The 22,559-nt window shown below is 42.3% G+C and carries 19 protein-coding genes, 1 tRNA gene and 2 pseudogenes; 6 read left to right on the forward strand and 16 right to left on the reverse strand.

Annotated features, from left to right (window positions below):
* Positions 1–63 precede the first annotated feature (63 nt).
* Both ompA and sulA read right to left on the reverse strand, forming a co-directional pair.
* On the reverse strand, positions 64–1,185 hold the full coding sequence (ompA, locus tag PSI17_RS07480) for a porin OmpA (RefSeq protein WP_273551378.1): 1,122 nt from the start codon (positions 1,183–1,185) through the stop codon (positions 64–66).
* A gap of 374 nt (positions 1,186–1,559) precedes the next feature.
* Positions 1,560–2,147 carry an SOS-induced cell division inhibitor SulA gene (gene sulA, locus PSI17_RS07485; RefSeq protein WP_443256014.1) on the reverse strand — a complete coding sequence of 196 codons (588 nt, stop codon included), beginning with the start codon at positions 2,145–2,147 and terminating at the stop codon, positions 1,560–1,562.
* Between the two features lie 250 nt (positions 2,148–2,397).
* Here sulA and PSI17_RS07490 point away from each other — a divergent pair, with 250 nt between their 5' ends.
* Positions 2,398–3,024 (forward strand): TfoX/Sxy family DNA transformation protein, encoded by a 627-nt coding sequence (locus PSI17_RS07490; RefSeq protein WP_273551379.1) that lies wholly within the window; start codon positions 2,398–2,400, stop codon positions 3,022–3,024.
* 56 nt (positions 3,025–3,080) lie between these two features.
* Here PSI17_RS07490 and PSI17_RS07495 read toward each other — a convergent pair whose 3' ends face one another.
* The 12 genes and pseudogenes from PSI17_RS07495 to yccS form a co-directional block, all read right to left on the reverse strand.
* Positions 3,081–3,608: a nucleoside 2-deoxyribosyltransferase gene (locus tag PSI17_RS07495; RefSeq protein ID WP_273551380.1), complete on the reverse strand. Its 528-nt coding sequence runs from the start codon at positions 3,606–3,608 to the stop codon at positions 3,081–3,083.
* 139 nt (positions 3,609–3,747) lie between these two features.
* A complete protein-coding gene (locus PSI17_RS07500; RefSeq protein WP_273551381.1) occupies positions 3,748–4,938 on the reverse strand; it encodes a hypothetical protein in 1,191 nt (396 codons plus the stop codon).
* A 9-nt stretch (positions 4,939–4,947) separates the two neighbouring features.
* Positions 4,948–6,078: a GNAT family N-acetyltransferase gene (locus tag PSI17_RS07505; RefSeq protein ID WP_273551382.1), complete on the reverse strand. Its 1,131-nt coding sequence runs from the start codon at positions 6,076–6,078 to the stop codon at positions 4,948–4,950.
* A 1-nt stretch (position 6,079) separates the two neighbouring features.
* Complete coding sequence (locus PSI17_RS07510) at positions 6,080–6,922, reverse strand: hypothetical protein (protein WP_273551383.1); 843 nt, start codon at positions 6,920–6,922, stop codon at positions 6,080–6,082.
* The gene (locus PSI17_RS07515) at positions 6,919–8,304 is read right to left on the reverse strand and encodes an AAA family ATPase (RefSeq protein ID WP_273551384.1); all 1,386 of its coding nucleotides are present in this window, start codon (positions 8,302–8,304) and stop codon (positions 6,919–6,921) included. The genes PSI17_RS07510 and PSI17_RS07515 overlap by 4 nt, the downstream gene beginning before the upstream one ends.
* A 44-nt stretch (positions 8,305–8,348) precedes the next feature.
* Positions 8,349–9,209, reverse strand: a complete 861-nt coding sequence (locus PSI17_RS07520) for a hypothetical protein (protein ID WP_273551385.1) — start codon at positions 9,207–9,209, stop codon at positions 8,349–8,351.
* Entirely contained in the window at positions 9,206–10,354 is a 1,149-nt protein-coding gene (locus PSI17_RS07525) for a DegT/DnrJ/EryC1/StrS family aminotransferase (RefSeq protein WP_273551386.1), read from the reverse strand. The genes PSI17_RS07520 and PSI17_RS07525 overlap by 4 nt, the downstream gene beginning before the upstream one ends.
* Positions 10,355–10,388: 34 nt before the next feature.
* Positions 10,389–11,498 (reverse strand): hypothetical protein, encoded by a 1,110-nt coding sequence (locus tag PSI17_RS07530; protein WP_273551387.1) that lies wholly within the window; start codon positions 11,496–11,498, stop codon positions 10,389–10,391.
* A gap of 106 nt (positions 11,499–11,604) precedes the next feature.
* Positions 11,605–12,948, reverse strand: coding sequence for an ATP-grasp domain-containing protein (locus PSI17_RS07535; protein ID WP_273551388.1), 1,344 nt, complete (start codon positions 12,946–12,948; stop codon positions 11,605–11,607).
* A 4-nt stretch (positions 12,949–12,952) separates the two neighbouring features.
* On the reverse strand, positions 12,953–13,981 hold the full coding sequence (locus tag PSI17_RS07540) for a radical SAM protein (RefSeq protein WP_273551389.1): 1,029 nt from the start codon (positions 13,979–13,981) through the stop codon (positions 12,953–12,955).
* A 316-nt stretch (positions 13,982–14,297) separates the two neighbouring features.
* A pseudogene (locus PSI17_RS17415) lies at positions 14,298–14,604 on the reverse strand (Thoeris anti-defense Tad2 family protein); the annotation flags it as partial.
* 623 nt (positions 14,605–15,227) lie between these two features.
* Positions 15,228–17,393, reverse strand: coding sequence for a YccS family putative transporter (gene yccS, locus PSI17_RS07550; protein ID WP_273551391.1), 2,166 nt, complete (start codon positions 17,391–17,393; stop codon positions 15,228–15,230).
* Between the two features lie 66 nt (positions 17,394–17,459).
* Here yccS and helD point away from each other — a divergent pair, with 66 nt between their 5' ends.
* Positions 17,460–19,526, forward strand: a complete 2,067-nt coding sequence (gene helD, locus PSI17_RS07555; RefSeq protein WP_273551392.1) for a DNA helicase IV — start codon at positions 17,460–17,462, stop codon at positions 19,524–19,526.
* 53 nt (positions 19,527–19,579) lie between these two features.
* Entirely contained in the window at positions 19,580–19,993 is a 414-nt protein-coding gene (locus PSI17_RS07560; RefSeq protein WP_273551393.1) for a CoA-binding protein, read from the forward strand.
* Positions 19,994–20,061: 68 nt separating this feature from the next.
* Here the strand turns inward: PSI17_RS07560 and hspQ are convergent, their stop codons facing one another.
* On the reverse strand, positions 20,062–20,382 hold the full coding sequence (gene hspQ / locus PSI17_RS07565) for a heat shock protein HspQ (protein ID WP_273551394.1): 321 nt from the start codon (positions 20,380–20,382) through the stop codon (positions 20,062–20,064).
* A 231-nt stretch (positions 20,383–20,613) separates the two neighbouring features.
* Here hspQ and yccX point away from each other — a divergent pair, with 231 nt between their 5' ends.
* A complete protein-coding gene (gene yccX / locus PSI17_RS07570; protein WP_273551398.1) occupies positions 20,614–20,892 on the forward strand; it encodes an acylphosphatase in 279 nt (92 codons plus the stop codon).
* A 15-nt stretch (positions 20,893–20,907) separates the two neighbouring features.
* Here yccX and tusE read toward each other — a convergent pair whose 3' ends face one another.
* Entirely contained in the window at positions 20,908–21,237 is a 330-nt protein-coding gene (gene tusE, locus PSI17_RS07575) for a sulfurtransferase TusE (protein WP_273551395.1), read from the reverse strand.
* 181 nt (positions 21,238–21,418) lie between these two features.
* Here tusE and PSI17_RS07580 point away from each other — a divergent pair.
* A tRNA-Ser gene (locus tag PSI17_RS07580) sits at positions 21,419–21,506 on the forward strand.
* 174 nt (positions 21,507–21,680) lie between these two features.
* Positions 21,681–22,517 (forward strand): annotated as a pseudogene (locus tag PSI17_RS07585) (tyrosine-type recombinase/integrase); the annotation flags it as partial.
* Positions 22,518–22,559 lie beyond the last annotated feature (42 nt).

Consider the following 22,559-nt stretch of genomic DNA (forward strand, 5'->3'; position numbering starts at 1 on the left):
AAACAGCTAAAAAAACAAAAACCCCAGTTAAATGGGGTTTTTGATCAATCGATTATAGCAATATTAGTGAGCTGCTTGTGGCTGAGTCACCACTTCAGTCGTGCCCTGAATATTGATAATGACACGACGATCTGGCGCCAGACAGTCGATCAGTTTAGCGCGAACTTTAATGTTGTCACAGGTAGAGCCAGTGACAGGCTCTTCCTTACCACGACCTTCTGCCTGAATGCTGTTTTCTGGGATACCTTTAGTAACCAGATAATCTACAACGGACTGAGCACGTTTCTGAGACAGTGGCAGGTTGTAGTTTTGGCTGCCGATGCGGTCAGTGTAACCAAGTACCACAACCTTGCCCTGAGTTGGGTCGATTTTAGCCAGTTGGTTATAAAGGCTGTCCAGTTCCTGTTTACCTTCCGCCTTCAGGGTCGATTTGTTGAAATTGAACAGCACATCAGAGCGCAGAGTAAAGCTCTTGCTTTCAACGATAGGAGCAGGTGCAACTGGAGGTGCTACTGGTGCAACCACTGGCGCGACTTCTTTATCTTGACCGAAACGGTAAGAAACACCCACACTCAGCAGGCCATTATCTGGACGGGCACCAACGGTAGTCGCATCACCAATATTGTTAACCCACTGATAGTCTACACGGGTTGCCAGATTTTTGGTCAGTGCATATTCAACACCAATTGCGGCCAGAGGAGAAACACCGGTGTCGTTGTCTTTCAGCCTGCGCTGACCTTTTGCACCGGTTCCGGCTAAGGCATTAGCATTGTAGGTTGCAGAGGAGTCTGCACGCCATACCATACCACCAAGGCGAGTATAGACATCCAGATTGTTCAGCACTGGGTAGCTCAGTTTAGTGGTCAGTTGAATGCCTTGAGCACGGAAAGCACCGTTATTCACTCTGTCCTTATAAGCGATACGGCCTAACCAATCGTAACCCAGTTCAAAACCCAAGTATGGGTTTGCTTGATAACCGACATAAGCCCCTGCACCCAACTGGTTTTTTTGGGCAGAGCCGTTGCCAATCTGGTCGTTATAACCATTTCCGTAGAAATTTACGTCATGGTATTGGGACCAACCCAGTTTAGCACCGGTATACCAAGTGTTGTCCTTTGGAGCTGCTTGAGCAGTAGTTGCGAAAGCTGCCACTGCCACTGCTATTGCGATAGCTGTCTTTTTCATTGTGTACGCCTCGTTATCATCCAAATAGGCAATTGGCTTTAAAAGCCTTATTGTTAGCCACTGGTTAAAATGTTCTGTTAGGTAACCATGCTTTAATCAGAAGATCTGTTCTGAAATATAAGAGCAGTAAGCACAACCCCCTAAACTGTGTAAAGTCTACAACGAAGTTAAAAAGTTACAAGTGCACTGTGACACATGGCACAAAAAATTTAATTACCTACTGACACAAAATAAGTATTTTTGACGAATATTTACAACATTTACAATATTAATATATTGATTTTCATTACAAACAATAAAGATTGCTAATGGGTAGCTTATTTTTTATAAAAAATATTGGGATTAATCCTAATTTTAGTTAATGATGGTTTCAATCAATGATAGTAATTAGAGTGAATTTGTAGCCTATTTGTTTGTGAAAATTTTGTTTGTGTAAATTGAGCCAATAAATTTTGTGGGCGCATAATAAAGCCAAGAGTCATTCCTTTTTGTGCAGCGACTTGTAGCGTATTGAATTGATATTCTGATAATTCGGGCAACCATCCCAATACAACACTGTAATTGCCACTCGCCAACGCTTTTTCCATCGCACTCACCGAAGCAATGGGACGGATTTGATTTAGCTGGACAATTTTATTTAGGGGAAGCCCGGCATTTATTAACCATTGACGGCTCAATCTCTTATTCGGATTTACCCAAAGTAACCATCGCTCTTCTTTGCCGGACTGACGTAATAAAGGAAGAAGAATGTGATTAATGACCGGTTGCTGTTCACTGTAGACCAGCTCACTGACCATCCCTTTTATCGGGTGTGAAATACATTGAGGGGGTTCTGAAAAAGGCACTCTTTTCACGGTCATCCCAACCATTGTTTTGTCTGTTTTATATTCGTGCGCTGTTGTGCTGGCTGTTGTTGTTCTTTTCTCAGAGAGATATTTCCACGTTGTTCGGATGCTCATCATGTTCCTCGCCACAGGTTCTTGTCATAACAAACTGTATATTTATACAGTATAACGCTATTTGATTAAAAGCAAGTCCCTTTTTTTCAAAGCGCTTCGCAAAAATTTACAGAAATGAGCATTTTCCTGACTTAACGATTGGCAGTTGGAAATAGATTGCGTATGGTTTTAATTAGTTGTTCTTGTTATCTATTTTATTAACAACCGGCATGATTAAACATTGCGTTGGAAAGTGACTCATGGAGCGATAAAAATGTTTTTATCCGGAGATCGTTTTGCTCAATTGCAACACGGCGTATCTGCACTGGGCAAGATTAAGAAAAAATCTCAATTTGGGGGCATTGGGTTGCTAATTGATGGGGTTTTATTTGCTATCAGTTCTGATGGAGAGCTTTATTTACGAGGTAATAGTCACGCTGAGATATTATTTAAGGCAAGGGGAATGGAAAAGTTTATTTATTCAAAAAGAGGAATACCTGTGACCTTGCGGTATTATCGTGTTAATGAATCACTTTGGCAGAATCAAAAACAGTTATCCGAATATGTAAATTTAGCCTATCAATATACCATGAAAGAAATTATCGATAGACAGAAAATACCCCTTAGGCTTAAAGATCTAGCTAATTTAGGGATTGCTTTAGAGAGGCAATTATGGAAAGTGGGTATCTCTAAAGTAGAAGAATTACGGATTTTGGGCGCAAAAGCAACTTATCTCAAACTCCAGCAACATAGGAAAAAAACCAATGTCAGTTTGTTGCTTGCTTTGGCAGGGGCAATAGAAGGATGTCATGTCGCAGTATTACCTGAGAAATTGCGTGACGAATTAATTAGCTGGCACAGCGAACTGGTTCACTATCATTCAGATATTCATTCATCATGAATGAAAATTGGTGAATAGGGGCGTGTAGCCCCTATTTTCTAATTTCATGCAATCTCTTATGCAATGGTTGGAGATTTTTGGGTAACGTGCTGTTCTGCTATGGATTGAATTGTATGGCTTAATATAGCCGGATCATGTGAAAAATCATTCAGGGAAATAGGATGAACCTGAGCAATAGCTGATAACCCTTTTAGCAAATGGCTGGCAGAGTGATTAAAGGGTTGTTCAGTGACCAGTATAATCGGACGTTTTAAGGCGGAAGCCCAGCCTAATTCGATATGGGTGCCATCTGTTCTGATTAGTTGTTTCTGTTGTGGGCAGACCGGCAAAATAGCAACAAAAATATCACACTGTTCCATCCATTGGCGATCCCGTTGGGAAACTTCCTCCGGTGTAAATAGATGGGTTGCTCCGCCAAACTGTTCTGTGCGATGGGCTGAAAAAACGGTTGCACCGAGTGATTCCAATTGGTGAATAGCAGATTTAATATGAACTTGTAAATGATTGTCTAATACCCTGGATCTCAGTGCATGTTGAATAGGGCCGCCAATAAATACATTAAGATTAGAAAATATCATAGACATAGGGTTACCTCTTAGAGAAATAAGATTTCATGTATATCCGCAGATGATAATAATTTATTTTTTATATAAACATCACAGGATTATTATTTGAGTAAATTATATTTACATTGTTATTTCATGGTTGAATCAGAGTGCCATCTTACCATTTTTGATTGGAAAACCTCTTTTCAATATAATCAACAATAATGTCATCGGTATTTGGGCGGGGGAGATCATTTTTGGACATATCATTTGGGGAAATGTTATGGCAAAAATCAGTGCAATTTTTTTCTTTTTCAAGAAACTGGCTGATCATATCCATTGCTCGTTTTCTTTCTGTGGGGGTGTTAATAAATAAGTCATTACATTTTTTAATTAACGCTAAACCCTCTTTCTCTGGCAGGTATGGGGGAATAGCCGGGTAACCATATTCTGGTTGCCATAAGAAACCGCATTCATGACGATAATAACGTTGCAGATAAACGTCTAATTGTAATTGCTGGCTATAATTTTGTGGTGGTAAGAAAAAAACATCCTTATTGAGAGCGACACACTCATAAAATGTCGTAAGACCAGGATTGGCTAATACCTTACGGGCACGATGTAATTTTTGCAGGAAATCATGCCTTGCAAAACAGCCAATATCAATATGAGGATGCGTTTTGGCAAACATGTCTGCCAGACTGACGATTGTTTTTCCTCCACCTGCAATAGTAATATGGGTTTCATGTTGCAGGTAAGGAATAGACAATAATTCTGCCAGAAAATGGTAATAAAAATCGGTGGTATCGGCGTAGACGGTATCAATACCACCCAGCGTAATTAACACGCCTTCTGCCGGATGTTCATCCACCCTATATTGTTGCAGAGAGCTGTGGAGAATGGGTGGTATCACTTGATAATTGCCGAGCTTATCTTGGAATCGTTCAATATTGCGTTCTATTCCGTGAAAATCCTGAATAAATGTTTTCTCGGTTTGGTGCAGATCGACATGAAGATTGTCCCACATCCAAAATAGTGTATCGATATAGATAATGGGTGTATCAAGTTTCGAAACGAAATTAATTGAGTTAGGATTAGTATTGCTGATATACAGGCTTGCACCTGAAATAAGTTCAGAATAGCGTGAAAGCTCAGTAACAGAAGTGGTATCACATTCATAAACGGCATCAAATAAGCCGGATTTTTGGCCTAATTGAGAAGACGTGAGTGTACCTAACAAAATAAATTGAGTACCTGACATTAATTTATTTCGCCGCTTTAATTTTTCCACCACATTTAACGTGGTGGATATCGGGCCAAAACAGAATGGATCGGCGTCAAAGATAATATATGGAGCATTTTTTAACATTTTATTCTCTCATAAAGGAATATTGACATTTTCCACATCAAATTGTTTAGTGTAAGGACAATATAAAAAAGTACTGCCATGAAGATGATTAAGATGCCATCGCCCAGAAAGATTAAGATCGCGTGTCATTAAATGAGCCAAGAAAATATTGTGCAAATTTTGATGGGAAATAATCATGCGCATGGAAGACATTGAAAGCTCATCACCCATTTGCATGATAAAACGATGGATTCTGTTGGCGGCATCCGTTACCTGCTCTGAGTTTTTGAAAGGCGAATCAAGGGGGGTATGCAGCAACCGATGGGCATAATCTTCACCATAACGACGCGGAATATCTGCCAGCTTCAGGCCAATAAGTTCTTCTGGAAAGAATTCACAAAGTGCCTCCGTTTCTTGTAGTAAACACGATTTATCGGCTGAACTGAATGCCTTGGCAGTTTCAAGTGCCCGACGTTGAGGCGATGTATAAATAGTTTGCCACGGCCGTTTCCCCAGTATTCGTATACCGATTTCTTTAGCCTGTTTGATTGAAGTCGCATCAAGGGCGATTAAATGATCTTCAGGGCAGTAATCCAGATGATCCAGCGGAATAATGTGTCCATGCCTGATCCACAATATTTTTAGGGGAGGAATAGGGCCGTGGTAATGCACACGCTCATCGACTTGATAGCTTGCAAGCCCGTGGGATTGCCAAAAAAAGTTGGCATTTTTACCGACATCGGTTTCCAGATGAACCTGTGTTGCACCGTGGCGTCGCCCCCATTGCAACATGCCATGCCATAATCCATGACCTAGCTTTTGGCGTTGGTCTTCATCCCTGATATAAAATTCAGCAATATTCAGGGTAACTTTTTCTTTCCGCTCAAGTTCTTTTTGCACAAGTTCTTTTTGCTTAAGTTCTTCCCGTTCAAGATACACATTGGCTAATCCCGCCAATTGTCCGGCGTTCAGCAGCAAAAACAGCCCCCTGTCACCTTGCAGGATACGTTGCTCAAGAGCGGTATGGTTTTCTTTTGCTATCGACTCTTCTGGCTGATCCCCAAAGACTTCAGGCCAATGGCGTTGAAAATATTCGCCATAAAGATGAAGAAATGAATCCCACAAGGGAGATTGCGGGGTAACTTGTTTGAGTTCTAACATTTTACTGGCTCCATTCAACTCTGGGTGAACTGAACATCAACATGACTTTCCTATACCATTGGTGATAATTTGAGCTTGAAAGCCCTTTTTCTTGTCGGGGTTCGGCGAGTAACGGTTGAACCAGTCCCTGATGTTGAAGCAATATTTGCAGGGAAGGAGAGCATTTCTCCCAATCCAATATTGTGCGATAGGGACTTGATTGATAAGCCGCGTACAGTGAAGCATGGTGAATATCATCTGTGATGGCATGGCATTTTAGATGCTCTCTCAATGCCGCAAATTTTTCTTCGGCGGCGGTATAAAAGGCCGTGAAAATATTTCTGATCGGGGAGGGGATCGTCTCCCTGTTTGTCAGGTGAAGGCGTAATGCGCCACCAGTACGGATAAGTTTATTGCCGTTGAAAGAATAATACGCGGCATGAACATGCAAGATCTCCTGTAGGCAATCTTTCCTGCCATAGCCTTGGGAAAGATCCAGAAACAGATGAGCATGGGGAGTGTTCTGCTTTTGTTGCAAAAATGCGGTATATCCCGGATCGATATAACCTAAAGGATGGGCGAGAAGTACGGCACAGGGTTGTTGCAGGGTATTTAGCATGTCTATCATCGCTTGGATATCCGCTTGCAAGACCACGCTGGCCTGTTCCGGTGGCAAAACAGGATAGAAGCGCGGCCGCCAATTCGCGGCATAAACGGATTCAACCATACTCTGACATATCCACTCCGGCATCAGGCAGTCACCTTGGGGCGCTATAGCCTGTAAATCTTCATGGAAAAAGTTTCGTACCGAGTCGCCATAGTGAATAATATTTCCCGAAAACAGGTTATTGCGGTCAGCTATCATGGTGTGATCCTGAGATGAAGTCGTTCAATATACTGACTGGCTAATTGGTCATAGAATTCACTGTTTCTGCCCCAGAGATCAACCTGAAGGCCAGTGTCCGGGCAGTACAGCATCTCAAGATGACTCATCAGGCAATTGATCCCCATCAGATTTTCCCTGCCTTGGTGACTGCAACCCCATTTAGCGGCATACCATTGACCCGCACCGTTATTGAGCATCAATGACCAGGCACCGGGCGTATCCGTCTCATCATAAGTGACTGCCAGATGGTAATGGTGACTTTTGGATAACAAGCCGGGGAGATACTGGAGATCTTCACGGTTCAGGCTGCGCATATCACTTTGCTGAGTGGTTTTCCAGCTTCTGGCATCGACATATAAGGCATCTTGCCAGAGTTGCTCTGTTTGCCCTGAGGTACTGTAACGAGTGATAGTATTGTGGCTACGCGCTTTTTTCAGGCTGCGTTTTAATCGCGGCGAGTGCCGGATCAAAAAGTCAGCGACGGTTGTTTGCGGCGGGATGCTGGCAATGGGAGCTAACCATTGACTTTCTGCATGGCAGTGTAATCCATGCTGCTGCGCTAAACGGTGTAAATAGCGATAAGCGTGGGATCCCGCATCCAAGTATTTAAATACAATGGATTGGGATTGCTGCTGTAAAAAAGCGAGCAATTCTGTTTCTTCTTTCGCCGTAAAGGTGAAATCGAAGAAAGTATTGCTTTGCCATTGCTGGGAGCTTGCTTGCCAGACCAGATCAATATGCTTAAAACGTCTGAGTTCCGGGTAACGCAGCACTGTTCCCAGACGCCATAAATGTGAGGTTGTTGGATTGGCGAAACCGTTAACTGGTGCAGGTTGCTGCATAATCGCCCGGCTTATTTGTGCCACAATCCTGTCTGTAGAATATTCCGCGCTGTCCAGCAAAGTTTCATCGGGTAACGTGTCATTCCACAAACTATCTTGGGCGACTTCTCTGATCCGGGAAGCAGGCAGACGATCTTCGATCGCGCGTTCCTGATTACGGGCAATGAGAGTGGCTTCCTGTACAACCAGTCGATAATGCAGGATTCGGACATTTTTCCCGGTAAACAGGCAATGAATGGCGTCAATCTCTTCAGGATAAATGAATACGCCATCCAGAATAATCAGATCACTACCGGCATCAAGGCAATCATCAGCCACCTTTAATAGTCGCAAAGTATCTTCCATAATGATTTTTTGCGTCAGGTGTGATCGTGGTTCAACGAAATGATGAAAGGTATCCCACGGTAAATGGGAAACCGTTAATCCCTGCGCCAACATCGCCTCTTTCAATTGGTTACACGTGGTGGATTTGCCACTTGCCGGTGTTCCCCTAATCACAACAACGGTCTTCTGCTTCATTGCTCAATACCTTTATTGTCCAAGACATTTATTGCTCAAAACGTTTATTGTCCAAAACCTTTATTGCCCAGAACCTTTGCTTGCCAGCCCTGCATGATATCCACAATAGAATATGGGTTAAAGATAGCCTGATAATAATTCTCATGACCTATTTTAGCGGCACGATGCATGATCTGTTTGGCAGTCAGGCGCAATTCGATTTTATGATTGCTATTACCCAAGCACATTTCTTTTCCTTGGGTATTGGGTGCCGGATGGTAAAGCAATATGTTGCAATTTTGCCTTATTGCATGATAGTAAATCTGGATGGCTTTTTGTTGCGTGCTATTTTCCACAAACAGCGCCTGTTCTGGGGGAATACCAAGGGCTGCGTTGAGAAATTCAGGGGTATAAAGGGTAATATTGCGGTAATACACATCCAGCATCATCTGTTCTTCATCGGTTCCCTGCGGATAAGTGGCATCCGGTTTTTTAGCATAAAGGCCATATAGCCGTGATGGCGGCAAAATTGTCCTGATATGGGAAACCCACTGATCAAGATGCTGGCGGAGCTTATCCTCGGATGTGTCTACCCAATAAATCGGGGGCAAAGGGAGTTTAAGTTGTTCCAGCGTATAAATAATGCCGGCTTCCAGCCATTCCCTCATGGTCTTATGGTTGGCCTGTGCAGGGTCAAAATGCAATAAATCGGCCATCATGATCGCTTCATGAGACTGAAAATAGAGATAAACCGGGGCATTGTGCTGTGAAGCGATGATTGCCGGTAGCAGAGAATCGATCAAATCCTGTAGTGAAAGCCGGGCGGGAACGCCTTTTGCATAACAGATACAGGAGCCTCCCAGCACATACTGGACAGGCTGATTGTGATTGCCAAGTTGGGTGAAAAAGCTATTGTCTGATATCATGCCCGCTTTCCTTCCATCACCCACTGTAAGACATTTTCATAAGTTGCGTTATCAATAGGTACGGGCAGACAAATGCGATCCGCCACAATCGCAGGGTGTTTCGCTAATGCCGGTACAGGGAACGGATCTTGGTGCAGGCTCCAGGGGAAACGGTCAGAGTAGGGCGAAAGTTGATTTTTTATAATCGGGTGATTAGCCAAATCCCAGGCTTTCCAATCATATAACAGTGTTGAATTGAGACGATCTTTGGGCAATTTGCTGCGTTTTAACCAGACAGAGACGGGGATCGCCCCTTCCGGGCGTGGAGTCACCCAATCTGTAGGCAAATGTTGCAGGATTGCTTGATAACGCGCAATTAATAAAGCGCGAAACTGTTCGATATTCTCCAATTGGTCAATCAGCAAGGTAGCTTGTATTTCGTTGAATTTATTATTGTCACCAAAACCAATACTATTGCTCCAATCTGGATAGCCCTCTGCGGTACGTTCAGCCCCGTGGTCAGTCATCATGCAGGCATTGATAAACAGGGGATGATTTTGGGCAATCAGTAAACCACCCTCACCGCTGCTGATGAATTTATTGGCCTGAAAACTGAAACAACCATACTCACCAAATGTACCGACAGGCTGTTGCTGGTGTTTCACTCCCATCGCTTGCGCGCAGTCTTCAATCAGGTGCACATGATGTTGTTGGCAAATCTGGGCGATATCAGCAATTGAAGCGGGAGTCCCTTCCAGATGAACGGCAATGACCGCCAGCGGTTTTGCCTCTAGGTGATTTAATGTGCGTTTCAGCGCTTTTGGACACATCATGCCATTGTCATCGACATCAATAAGGACCGGGATTAATCCACAACTCAGGACAGCATTGGCCGTTGCGATAAATGAAATGGAGGGAATGAACACCCATTGCCCTATTTTGGGCCTGAGTCCAAGCAGGGCCGCCTTAAGCGCAACAGTGCCATTTGTGATGAGGATGGCGTGTTGAGTATGCAGGATATTCTGCAACAACTTTTCTGCCTGAAAGCAATATTGGCTCTCTGTGGCATATCTGAACACCGCTTTATTATCAAGGACAGTTTGCAAGCGGAATTGTACATTATCAGCCATCTTGGTGTTACCGAGATAAGGTCTAAGATATGACATATTATTATCCTAATAACGAATATGCTTATTAATATCACCTGCGCCAGTGATGCAGCGGAGCAGGGACTTTATTCATTTGAATGATGAAATAAACAGCGATTGCAATCAGTAAAAGTATAGAGAAGCCAACCACCGGTAAAATATATTGGCTGGCGTCAGGCGCAATGGATACGGTGATTGCCGCTATCGGGAATGAGAAATTCATTGTGACCTGAAATAAAGAAAATAACCGGCCTTGTTGCATTTCCAATTCTTTTTGATAAATGATGTTAGTAATTAAGATATTGAAATAAATGATTGCAATGTTATAGAGCAAATAGAAAAAGGATTTTGCATAGAATGTTGGTAGCTGAAAAAACAGAATGCCAAATATTAACAGACTAATAAAGATTGCAATGGGATAACGCTGGATACGGTTATCAACACGGGTTTTATTGAGTAAGGTTGTGCAGAAAATCGGGATCAGGGCGCTGAGTAAATAGAACAAGGTGACCAACCCATAACTTTTATGTGCCAGACTCTCCATGACAACAACGGGGAGTGCCACCATCAAAAACGCATTGGCAAAAATGGTGAAGACAACAGCAATGGCAAAAGTCTGATAATAACGCTGTTGAAATACAGCACGTAGCCCCACAGTTAACTGAGATTTTTGTTCTGCTGTCCGTTTTATCTGCATTTTCATCATAAGATAGCAGACATAGAAATAAGGTAGCAGGGAGAATAATTTGATTGCCACAATCGTATCGATCCCTTGCGTAATCCCCAGTAAGGCACCCAATCCAGGGCCAAGGGCGGAAATAAGCGAAGTGGCAATAACAATATAGAGAGAGACATTCAAATGCTGACCACCTTGTTGCTCTGTCCAGTGATTAAGTTCATGCCAGGCAACACGCGACCACGGAATTTCATAGGCAAAAAGAAACTCTAATATTGCAATAAATAAAAGCAGTATAATAGGAGGAAAGGCTATTTTACTCACCAATAATATCAAGAATAATAAAGTGCTAAAGATCTCAATCAATAATATAACAATACGGAACTGCCAAATATCCTCTGCATAATCAATTTTATAACCCCATAAAAAAGCACCAATGGAGGTAAATAAAAAGATAACACCCATATTGGCATAATAGTACGTCATTGGTGTGTCTTCAGATAATAATATATACGGGTATCCAACGGCGAGAATACTTGAACCAACACCATTGATAACTAAAGATATAAGAAACAGACCTCTTATCATCGCATTACTCTTTTTTTATGGTTGTATAATGGAATTTAGTCTTGTAATTATTTAAATGTTGCAGGCAGTCATGTTCATTTTGGGCAGAGCAAATAATATAGCCCATTTTTTCAGTATAATGGGTATTGGAAAAATAACTGCCGGTTTTGGCATACTGCTCCCATTCAATAACATGCTCATCAATAATTTCACCTATGGGTGTGATGGCATCTACTTTCCCAACCGGCGGGTTAAAAATGATCATGCCAATACAATTGGGATCGGCGCGCCCAGTGGCGAAAGAAGGCGTGTTGCTGATCGAAGCCGGAGCAGTCAAGGCCTTGATAAAGACATCAAAGGCATGTCTGTTATTGGCTTGTGCGTGAAGATCGAATAGCCTGAGTCCGGGGGGACGTGATGCGGTTTCGCAAAGTATTAAATTATCGGTATTTTCTTCAATAAAAATTTCAGTATGTGTAAAACCGTATCCGAGGTTGAATGCCTGCAATACCCGTTGGTTAAATTCAAACAACCGATGGCTGTCCGGAGAATCCGGCAGCATGGTATGCCACATAAAATGGCCGGGTTCGGTTTGATCGGCAGAGAGTAATGAGCAGGCGTAAACGCCGATGCCTTGATAGAGTATCTTATGCCGGAAGACGGCGGTATCAACATGCAGCAACTTGCCTTGGATTTTTTCTTCAACCAGATACGCTTCCGGGGCATCAAGTTCCTGCAATGCACAGAGCAAAGAAGCGCGATCTGAATGTGCGGTAACCCCCATCGATCCCCAAAAGGAGCGAGGCTTGACAATAAAACCGGCCTGATTGCCTTTATGTTTGGCGGCATTCTCGACTGATTCGGTAAACGCCGCGAAATGTTCAGGGGAGATAAGCATCTCTGACGCCAGAGTGAATTGGGGACAATAAAGCCCATGTTGATTGGCAATCTTGCGCATGATCCATTTATCCCTGAATGATCGGGCGACCTCGATAAGATGGGGATCTTGGTGAATATGCGCTGCGATCGTCGCCATTAATTCAACATGCAGCTCAGAAAAAGCCATAAAATAGGCGATATGAATGGGTTCGGTAACCATTGACCGGTTTTTTTCGACCTGTTTCAGCGCCTCGATGATTCTTTTATCGGCATGATTAGCCAATGGATCATCAATCACTAAATAGGCCAATGCAGAAGAACAATCCGTTGAGTCCAGCCATTTTTTCTTGATCAACAGAATGATATTTATATTATGTTGATAACATAACTGAATAAAACGTTCACTGTCCTTGATATCCGGCATACAGAAAATCGTCGGCTGCCCGCAATGAAAACTTGCTTGATTATTAATATGTATTTCCAGAGACATCGTTTTACCTTAATCTATTGGCAGGATCACAGCCTTTAATACAATCACAGGTGATGACGGGATACATTTTTTTACGGAACAGTGAGAACTTATCGCCATGCCAAATATCGTGCAGCGAATGCTCGAGGACATTGCCCATAATATATTGCTCGGGGTTTGGCCGATACATCGTGGTATCGCAAGGATAAACGTTTCCTGTTACGGCATCAATGAATAGGGTTGTCAGTGGAATAGCACAGGCTTTTTTGCTGGAAGCGTTATAATTCCCCATTTCAGCGCGGGAATAATCTTCTTCGTTACGACCAAAAATTTCGTAGTTGGCATCCATAAATAAATGGCGTGAAATCTGTTTACTTTCCAGCAGCGTATTTATTTTCTGCATAAATACTTTAATTTGGGCCGTATTTAAAAACAGCAGGGGATAATCTTTAATCGGGATTAGATTAACGCCATCTACGCCCAGTTCAGCCATTTTAAGCAAAAACTTATCGATAGTGTCATAATTTAGTGAAGTCACAACATGATTGACGACAATAACCGAAGCCGGTATTTCCTGCTTAATATATTTCATTGCATCATAAAGATTGTTTGTTAACCAACGAATGCCGCGTGATTCACCATTTTTTTCAGGTTCTACATGATCAATCGAAATATAAAATTTCCTGACAAGATGGCTTTTGTTTTGTATCCGATTGAAAATCTTTTTTGATAAAGCTGTGCCATTAGTGGTAATGGAAATCGGTGTGTTTTTATTACAATCCAGAATAGCCAGAAAATCTTTGGATAAAAAGGCTTCACCCCCATGAATATTGACTTCCTGTGGTGATAGCGCCTCCAGTTCTTGCCAGAGTTTAATCATATCTATTTGTTTATGTGCATCAATCTGAGCAGTTTGCCAGACATCGCAAAATTCACAACGTGCATTACAAATATTATTGATACGTATAAACGCATAGTTAAGTTTAGGTACGGCAAACAGCCTTTCCGGGTCCAGGCCAATAGGATACTTCGCAATGGCGATTGTCTCTTCCATATTATTTTCCACGTCATTATAAATCCAAGAGTGATAATTCTTACTGTCAATGAAAGTTAAAATAACGATAATGGGTTTTTGTTTTTATAGAGTTGCGACTCTACAGCAGTTTTACCTATGATCAATATCAAAAATGAGGGCGGATGATATTAATATTTGTAAATATCGCTACAAACGGAAAGGTATTGATGGGGGAACGGTATTTTGTCAGTAAATGTTACAGGTGGCGAGTACAAAACCTCACGGAGTAAGGAATCCTCATAATTTGAGTGTATGGTTAATTAACCAACCATATCATTCACAATCTAAACTACCCCAACTTCCAATCACATGATATCAAGTCTTCTGGTGTTGGTTCCCAATCATACGGAAAACTTTGTTGATCATGCTTCTCAATATGGACAGGGGCACTGCTATCACTTTTAGTAGTAAGCTGTATATATTCATTTGAGGCATCCCAACTACTACGACTCACTACCTTTCCCAAATACACTGAATCAGCGCTCATGGAAGAGAACCCACGGGTGATACGCCATCAATTTCAACATCAACCTTTTTTTGTATTGGTCTGGATTGAATGGACAATTCAAGTCAGTGTTATCTAGCTTATTAATTTTAGACATAAATCCCTCACTTGTTATTGGTTAAAGTACAAGGTTATTTTATCCTACTAATAAACAGCTAGTTAATATTACTTAGGTCAGATATATTTATCTTAAAATAGACGGTTAATCCTAATTTAAGGGAATGAAACTCTGTTTACTTTCAGATTAACAATGTTGCACTTATTATGTTAATCCAGCTCAATCTTTCCAGCCATAATATTATTCCTTTCAAAATATGCATTTGTTAGGGTTATTTATGTTTAGAGGAAACTATAACTGAACGATATATTTACTTATGTGGTATTGTCACTTAACATATCCATTAGATGTTGCTTTTTATGACTCGCAGCCAGAATTTCATGTATAATTAATAACGGCAATGCCTTTAATAAAAAACAATTAAATTTTAAAGTTGATGTGAATTAATTCTCTTGCTCGTATTTTTTGATTAATTATCAATAAAGGAGACGAATTGGATGTTTTATTTTTCATGTTAACCAACTGATAACTTTTTATTGTCGCCAATGACAAAATTTCATTACTCCGTTGGCAATAAATCATTTAATGTTTTTCAACGGTATTTATTAATTTATTGAAGAAATAATTTTATCAGGGGCGGGGTCGCCCCTGAAGAAAGTTTATCAATGTGGCTCTTGTTCACTAATTTGCTCTTTCAAACAAATTAATTCCGGTAATAGCTCAATCAGCAATCCTATTTGTTGTAGTATCAACTGGGTTTTATTGTGACTTTCAGACGGTGCCAGATTGATTTTCTCCAGCAAATGATCCACCTCGGCTTGTAATGTATCACCATTTACCTGACCTTGTTTTAAGCCAGATTCAACATAGCAAATGGCATGATTCAGGATTTCCAATATTGCAGGATCATTGAGCTTATCGCGATGGGCGCCTAAGGCAGAAATATAGCTTAACATGGTGTGATTAAGGCACAGTAAACGGAAAGCGGCCTCTTGGGAAATACGATAGTCTTTTGGCTCTGATGCCATATTTGAGATCACAGATGCTAGTTCAGCGTCACAATTATGGGCGTCACGACGGGCGATGCGATAATTCAGGCTGTTGCTTTTACCTTGGTGGTATTGCCTTAAAATCGCACCCAGATAGCGGCAATTGGCTTCCATTGTTCGGGTAATCACTTGGGGTAATTGACGGAACTTCCAATCCGGCCAGATGAAACTGACGGCAAGTAAGGCAATTCCACAACCGATGAATGTATCGATAATTCTCGGCAATGCCACTTCAAACCCTTCGCCTAATAAATTGAAACTCAGTAATACCAATAACGTGATAAACAGTGTTGCATGGGCATATTGGCTATTGCGAAAAGCAAAGAACAGCAGGCCGGAAATAACAATCAAGACTAATTGACCTTCAATGGAAGGAACAAAATAGAGCATTGGCAGGCCAATTAAAATCCCCGCCAGTGTGCCAATAACCCGCAAGGCCAGGCGGCGGCGGGTGGCGCTGTAGTTTGGCTGGCAGACAAATAAGCTGGTTAGCAAGATCCAATAGCCCCGCTGTAAATCAAATAGCTGAATAATCGCATAGCCGGTGCACAGCAAGGCCGTCATGCGGATCGCATGGCGGAACAGGGCGGATTTGGGTGTCAGGTTACTTTTGATCCTAACCCCGATATCCCGCCAGCCAGTGAGCGCTTCCTCAGATAATTGGGTTTCTTCTTGTTTATCTTTTGCCGAGATATGTTGGGAAAGGAGGTATTGATCCGAACCCAGCCCGGCTAATTGGGCATCAATGGCACGTAAGTTTTTCAATAAATTATCGAATGCCATTATCTTAGCATCCGTGCCTTGCTGGTTTTTTAAACGCTCAATGGAACTTTCAAGATAGCTGAATGCGTTTTCAAACCGAGGATTATGTTGATATTTCTCACGCAGGATAATTGATTGTGAAACTTGCTCACATGCCCTGGCTTGCATCGAAAGCAATCGCTGAACGCGGAACATGATATCGCTGTGACGGAACACTTCCCTCAGTTTTTGATACTGAATATGAGATGAACTGGCGCGTTCATGGATATCTTGAGCGACAAAATAATAATGCAACGTATGGCGCGTACCCCGTTGTCCTCTATCGCCCCTTAAACGATTTAACAAAGAACTCTTGGCCTGATTGAGCGTGGTGACTAGCGCACGATTCGCCATCGCAACATCAAATACCGTTTGTTTATATTCCTCAACTTCGGCATCGGGATCAAACAGGCTGGTTTTCGCATAGAGATAGGCTGAAAGTTGCTGGTAACAGCGTGCCAGATTTTCTTGCAAGGGACGAATAGGAAATAATAAATGGCCGGTTAATGTCAGTAAGTTATACCAGATTGCGCCAATAAGCAGTAATAACGGCTGTTGATACCAGAGAGGAAAAATTGACGAACCAAGCATGGTATAAATGGCAATAAGCAAAGCACCAAAGGCGATGGTGGCGTAACGTTGCCCCAATGCCCCAAGCAGGATAAAGCCACAAGTGGACAGGGCTAAACCGAGCATAAAAAGCCACGGATACGGAAACAGCAGGGTAATAGAGGCGGAAGCAATAAAGAAAGAAATTAAGGTAATCGTGAGGTTGCGCAGGCGTCCAACCAGACGGTCATCCAGATCGGTCAAGGCTGCCGCAACAACCCCCAACAGCAACGGAATCGTTATTTTAAGTTCTTCCCCTAATAGCCAAGGAATAAGTGTGGTTCCTGTTAGTGCAATGAATATACGGATATAATAGAGGGTGTGACTGTTATACAGAAAATGGCGGGAGTTGGATAAAACCGTTCGCACAAAATACCCCTAACAACATTTACGTGATGAAGTAGTTCAACAATTTTCAGGTACGGTGCCACGACAATGGAACTAAAATCAACACAAATCGGCCAACGTCTCGCTCAACACCCTTATAATCGGGTGCGTCTACTTAATGCTGGTATTGAAGTTAGCGGTGACAAACACCAGTACCTTATTCCATTTAATCAATTAATTGCTATTCAGTGTAGGCGAGGGATTGTTTGGGGGGAACTGGAATTTGAATTGCCAGAAAGCAAAGTGGTTCGTCTGCACGGCACGGAATGGCAGCAAACACAACATTTTTACCATTACTTATTAAAGGAATGGCAAAAATGGAGCTTCGAGATGAGTGATGTCAGTGCAGATGTTTTGGCGGCGCAAGTCAATGAAATCGCTAAAATCAAACAACAAAATCGCTGGCTGAAAACCGAAGACTTAGCGTCTGTGCGGCAACAAATCGAGGAAACCTTTCAGGCTTTGCCTTTGCCATTACAACGGATTGCGCAATTTGAAAATTGTCGTGACGATTATAGGATTTGTCTGGATTGGTTAGATAAGGGTGAACAAACCATTCAAACCCTGAACCAACAATGGGTTGAACACATGCTGGTGCAATATCGACAATGCTTCCAGACATTTTTCCAATCAACAGAAACGTCGCCACTTAATCGTTCCCAGTGTCAGGCCGTGATTAATGGGGAACAAAGTATTCTGGTATTAGCCGGGGCGGGCAGTGGAAAAACCGCTGTTTTGGTTGCGCGCGCTGGCTGGTTATTGTTACGCCAACAAGCACTTCCTGAACAAATTTTATTGTTGGCTTTTGATAGTCCGTCTGCCGACGAAATGAATGAACGCATTCAGGCTCGTCTGGCAACAAAAGAAATAAAAGCCAACCCATTTCATGCCTTGGCATTGCATATTATTCAGCAAGGCAGCAATAAGTCACCGAAAATAAGTGCGCTGGAAACTGATGCCCAAAAGCGCCGTGATTTTCTTATTCAGGAATGGCAAAAACAGTGCAGGGAAAAAAAAGCTCAGGCTAAAGGTTGGCGGGAATGGTTGAATGAAGAATTGGATTGGCAATTACCCGAAGGTGAATATTGGCATGATGAGTCATTGACGACTCGCTTATCGGTGCGTCTGGAACGTTGGCTGGAGCTAATGCGTATGTATGGCGGCAGTCAAAAAGAGATGATTGAACAGGCACCTGCTACTTATAGTGATGTATTACAGAAACATCTGCGACTTATGGCACCTTTGTTGAAAGCCTGGAAATCCGCATTGAAATCGGAAGGGGCAGTTGATTTTTCCGGCTTGATCCATCAGGCCGTGAATATCTTACAGAAAGGGCGATTTATCAGTCCGTGGAAACATATTTTGGTGGATGAGTTTCAAGATATTTCTCCCTTGAGAATGAAATTATTAACTGAATTAAAAGCACAAAATAAGCGAAGCCATCTCTTTGCGGTGGGCGATGATTGTCAGGCAATCTATCGCTTTAGCGGGGCTGAATTAACGATAACAACGGCATTTTCCACTTATTTTGGCAAAGAGGTGACATATACATTGGATACGACTTATCGTTTCAATGACCGCATTGGGGAAATAGCCAACCGATTCGTCCAACAAAATCCTCATCAATTAAAGAAACCGCTCAATAGCCTGATAAAAGGGAATAAAAAAGCGGTGGTCATTTTACCGCAGGAGCAATTGGAAGCATTGCTTAATAAAATGAGTGGTTATGTTCCTCAGCAGGAAACCATTTTATTATTGGCGCGCTATCACTATCTCAAACCTGAATTATTGAAAAAAGCACCTACCCGCTGGCCAAATTTGAACATTGAATTTATGACAATTCATGCCGCTAAAGGGCAGCAAGCGGATTATGTCATTATTTTGGGATTGCAGCAGGGCAAAGACGCTTTTCCGGCACCAGAAAGAGGATCCGCGATAGAGCAGGTTTTATTGCCGCAACCTGAGGATTTCCCTGATGCACAAGAGCGTCGTCTTTTATACGTCGCATTGACGCGGGCAAAAAAGCAAGTTTGGTTAATGCAGGAGCCGAAAAACCCATCGATTTTTATTCATCAATTGGTGCAATTGGGTGTTCCGATCCAGCGTAAGCCCTGAGCGTAAAAAACGCAGGTTGAAAAACAAATAACACAAGGGATAGGGGAGATTAAATGAACGATCAAGATATCGCAAATATACTGGGAAAGGTTGAAACCATCGCATTAGTCGGAGCGAGTGAGAAAACCGATCGCCCAAGTTATAAGGTCATGAAATACTTATTGGATCAGGGATATACCGTTATTCCTGTTAGCCCCAGACTGGCAGGGAAAACTTTACTGAACCAGCCTGTCGTGAGTCAATTATCTGAGATCAAACAGCCCATTGACATGGTTGATGTCTTTCGTAATGCGGACGTTGTCTATGGCGTTGCACAGGAAGCTATCGCCATTGGTGCCAAAGTGCTTTGGCTGCAACAAGGCGTGATCAATGAAGAAGCCAAATTATTGGCAGAAAACGCAGGGCTAAATGTTGTGATGGATCGTTGTCCCAAAATTGAAATCCCGCGCTTGGGGCTGGAAAAGTAAATAAGGCGGCGATGGGTGAATGATTCACCACCTTACGGTTATGATGGGAATAACGGTAATAAAAGTACTTAATTTCGTAGTCGCGGAGCTTGTAATTGACTGCGGATAGATTCGGCCAACTCATCCAGAGAAGATTGTTCTGGGTGCTCATCCGATGTTTCGTAAGTCAATTGAGCTTCTGCCAAATAAGTATGGATAGGTTGTCCATCGTCATCTTCCATTACCACGTGATACCACGGCGCAGAACGTAAGGTAGCATTAGATGCAATATCATTTTCCTGCGGTTGCTCCAAAGAATATTCTGCATCAATATCTACAATAACACCCAAGTAACCCAGCAACTTATGTCGTACTTGCTGGCCGATACCGAACTTGCTGGCGATCATCATAGTCACCTCCAAAGAAACTTTGCAATGACTCTTATATAAGGACAGTAAGGTAAATTTCAAGCGCACACCCGGTAGCGGTAGCCGGAATTTCTGCATGATTTTTGAAACCAAGATGATATGTGACCGTCACCGCATAATTTCAGGTTAGCTGTTGCGTATATAAAATACAATATCAAAAGTGGGATTAGCGTTTTTAAAGTTCTTACTATTTTATCTGGGGGGAATGTAATGATGACTAAATACAGCGTTACTATTTATGTATACGGAAGAGTACAGGGAGTTGGATTCCGTTATCACACTTACCGTTGGGCAAAGAAAAACAAGCTGGTGGGCTATGTCCGCAATAGGGATGACGGAAGTGTTAAAATCGTCGCGTGTGGCAATGATGCGCAAATCAAAATGTTAACCCATTGGTTGGAGCAGGGAGGGCCACCGGGTGCCAAAATAGACCATTTTCAATCGCAGTTTGGTGAAACAGAAGCGATGAATGATTTTAGCATCCGCCATTAGCGACGGATGAATCGGTCAAATACATTTAACGGGTTTGGGAAGGCCTGCAATTTTAGTTGCTTGTTTTGCCGGCCCTTTGGGAAATAGGCGATAGAGGTAGCGGCTATTCCCTTGTTCCTCACCATATTTTTGCGAAATCGCTTTGACCAACATACGAATAGCGGGTGAAGTATTAAATTCTTCATAGAATTCACGTACAAAACGTATCACTTCCCAATGCTGTTCAGTCAGAGTGATAGCCTCTTGCTCCGCAATAACAGGAGCCATGGCTTCTTGCCAATCACGGTAATCTTTTAGATAACCTTGTGCATCCGTTTCGATTTCACGACCTTCAAATACCAACATAACTTTTTACCATCCAATAACGATGGCCGCAATTTAGCAAAAATCACCACGATTCCCAAGAAAGATCCCCAAAAATGCTGAATAAGTAGACCAACAGGCAGTGTTGTGAGTAAATTAACGGCAGTCAAACAGATAAACGCTTTACATTGAGAACAGTGATGTTTATAGTGCTCGACATCGCGGAGGGGTGGCCGAGCGGCTGAAGGCAGCGGTCTTGAAAACCGCCGATGGGAAACCATCCGAGAGTTCGAATCTCTCCTCCTCCGCCATCTACACTTCTCCTAACGTCTCTTCAAGTCTACTTTTCTTAGTAAAATCAACAAATAGCCATAATCCCAAGTCTCCTAATATTTTTTAACATCTCCTGAAAGCGACATGAAATTGTGCATAGTTTTGTGTATGGTTTTTTCTATACACATCTTCCTATACACACGGGTGAAATGATGAAGCTAACAGACGTGGCAATTAAGCGAGCCAAGCCAGAAGCAAAGTCTTATACGCTGTCTGATGGAAACGGGCTTTAGTTATTGGTAGAACCGAACGGCTCCAGAGGCTGGCGATTCCGTTACCGTTTTGAGGGTAAGCAAAAGATGATCTCTTTAGGTACTTACCCAGAAGTGTCTTTGGCTGAGGCAAGAAGGCGAACTGCTGAATATCGTTCAATGGTTGCCGATGGCATCAACTCTTCTGAGGATAGAAAAAGACAGAAACGAGAAAGTATTATTATGTCAGAGAATACTTTCGAGAAAATGACTCGTGAATGGTATGAAAAACGCAAAGATAGGTGGTCGGCAGGATATCGGGCTGACATGATGAGTGCTTTTGAAAATGACGTCTTTCCTTATATTGGTAACAGGCCAATAGCAGATATAAAACCCTTGGAATTACTTGATGTTCTTTCAAGAATGGAAAAACGTGGGGCGACTGAGAAATTAAAGAAAGTTCGCCAGCGCTGCGGGGAAGTTTGGAAATACGCAATTATAACGGGTCGTGCTGAATATAATCCCGCTCCCGATCTTGCCAGTGCATTTATTCCTCATAAAAGAGAGCACTATCCTCATCTTGATGTTAATGAATTGCCTGAATTCCTAAAGTCCATTGATAAGCATATGGGCAGCCAAATAGTTAGACATGCTTTGCGGATTCTAATTATTACGGAATTGCGCCCTGGCGAGTTAAGAAAATTAGAGTGGAGTGAGGTTGATCTAGAAAAAAGGCTTATCCAAATCCCAGCAGAAAGAATGAAAATGCGCAGACCACACTGCGTACCTTTGTCTGATTAGGTGGTGGTCTTACTTCAGCAATTAATACCTATTAGTGGC

This window comes from Xenorhabdus sp. IM139775 (assembly GCF_028598745.1).
Lineage (GTDB): Bacteria > Pseudomonadota > Gammaproteobacteria > Enterobacterales > Enterobacteriaceae > Xenorhabdus.

What these genes read in the sequence shown, in the direction of transcription:
- ompA (WP_273551378.1), bottom strand. Translation starts at nt 1,185, where the DNA reads ATGAAAAAGACAGCTATCGCAATAGCAGTGGCAGTGGCAGCTTTCGCA.
- sulA (WP_443256014.1), bottom strand. Translation starts at nt 2,147, where the DNA reads ATGATGAGCATCCGAACAACGTGGAAATATCTCTCTGAGAAAAGAACA.
- PSI17_RS07490 (WP_273551379.1), top strand. Translation starts at nt 2,398, where the DNA reads ATGTTTTTATCCGGAGATCGTTTTGCTCAATTGCAACACGGCGTATCT.
- PSI17_RS07495 (WP_273551380.1), bottom strand. Translation starts at nt 3,608, where the DNA reads ATGTCTATGATATTTTCTAATCTTAATGTATTTATTGGCGGCCCTATT.
- PSI17_RS07500 (WP_273551381.1), bottom strand. Translation starts at nt 4,938, where the DNA reads ATGTTAAAAAATGCTCCATATATTATCTTTGACGCCGATCCATTCTGT.
- PSI17_RS07505 (WP_273551382.1), bottom strand. Translation starts at nt 6,078, where the DNA reads ATGTTAGAACTCAAACAAGTTACCCCGCAATCTCCCTTGTGGGATTCA.
- PSI17_RS07510 (WP_273551383.1), bottom strand. Translation starts at nt 6,922, where the DNA reads ATGATAGCTGACCGCAATAACCTGTTTTCGGGAAATATTATTCACTAT.
- PSI17_RS07515 (WP_273551384.1), bottom strand. Translation starts at nt 8,304, where the DNA reads ATGAAGCAGAAGACCGTTGTTGTGATTAGGGGAACACCGGCAAGTGGC.
- PSI17_RS07520 (WP_273551385.1), bottom strand. Translation starts at nt 9,209, where the DNA reads ATGATATCAGACAATAGCTTTTTCACCCAACTTGGCAATCACAATCAG.
- PSI17_RS07525 (WP_273551386.1), bottom strand. Translation starts at nt 10,354, where the DNA reads ATGTCATATCTTAGACCTTATCTCGGTAACACCAAGATGGCTGATAAT.
- PSI17_RS07530 (WP_273551387.1), bottom strand. Translation starts at nt 11,498, where the DNA reads ATGACGTACTATTATGCCAATATGGGTGTTATCTTTTTATTTACCTCC.
- PSI17_RS07535 (WP_273551388.1), bottom strand. Translation starts at nt 12,948, where the DNA reads ATGTCTCTGGAAATACATATTAATAATCAAGCAAGTTTTCATTGCGGG.
- PSI17_RS07540 (WP_273551389.1), bottom strand. Translation starts at nt 13,981, where the DNA reads ATGGAAGAGACAATCGCCATTGCGAAGTATCCTATTGGCCTGGACCCG.
- helD (WP_273551392.1), top strand. Translation starts at nt 17,460, where the DNA reads ATGGAACTAAAATCAACACAAATCGGCCAACGTCTCGCTCAACACCCT.
- PSI17_RS07560 (WP_273551393.1), top strand. Translation starts at nt 19,580, where the DNA reads ATGAACGATCAAGATATCGCAAATATACTGGGAAAGGTTGAAACCATC.
- hspQ (WP_273551394.1), bottom strand. Translation starts at nt 20,382, where the DNA reads ATGATGATCGCCAGCAAGTTCGGTATCGGCCAGCAAGTACGACATAAG.
- yccX (WP_273551398.1), top strand. Translation starts at nt 20,614, where the DNA reads ATGACTAAATACAGCGTTACTATTTATGTATACGGAAGAGTACAGGGA.
- tusE (WP_273551395.1), bottom strand. Translation starts at nt 21,237, where the DNA reads ATGTTGGTATTTGAAGGTCGTGAAATCGAAACGGATGCACAAGGTTAT.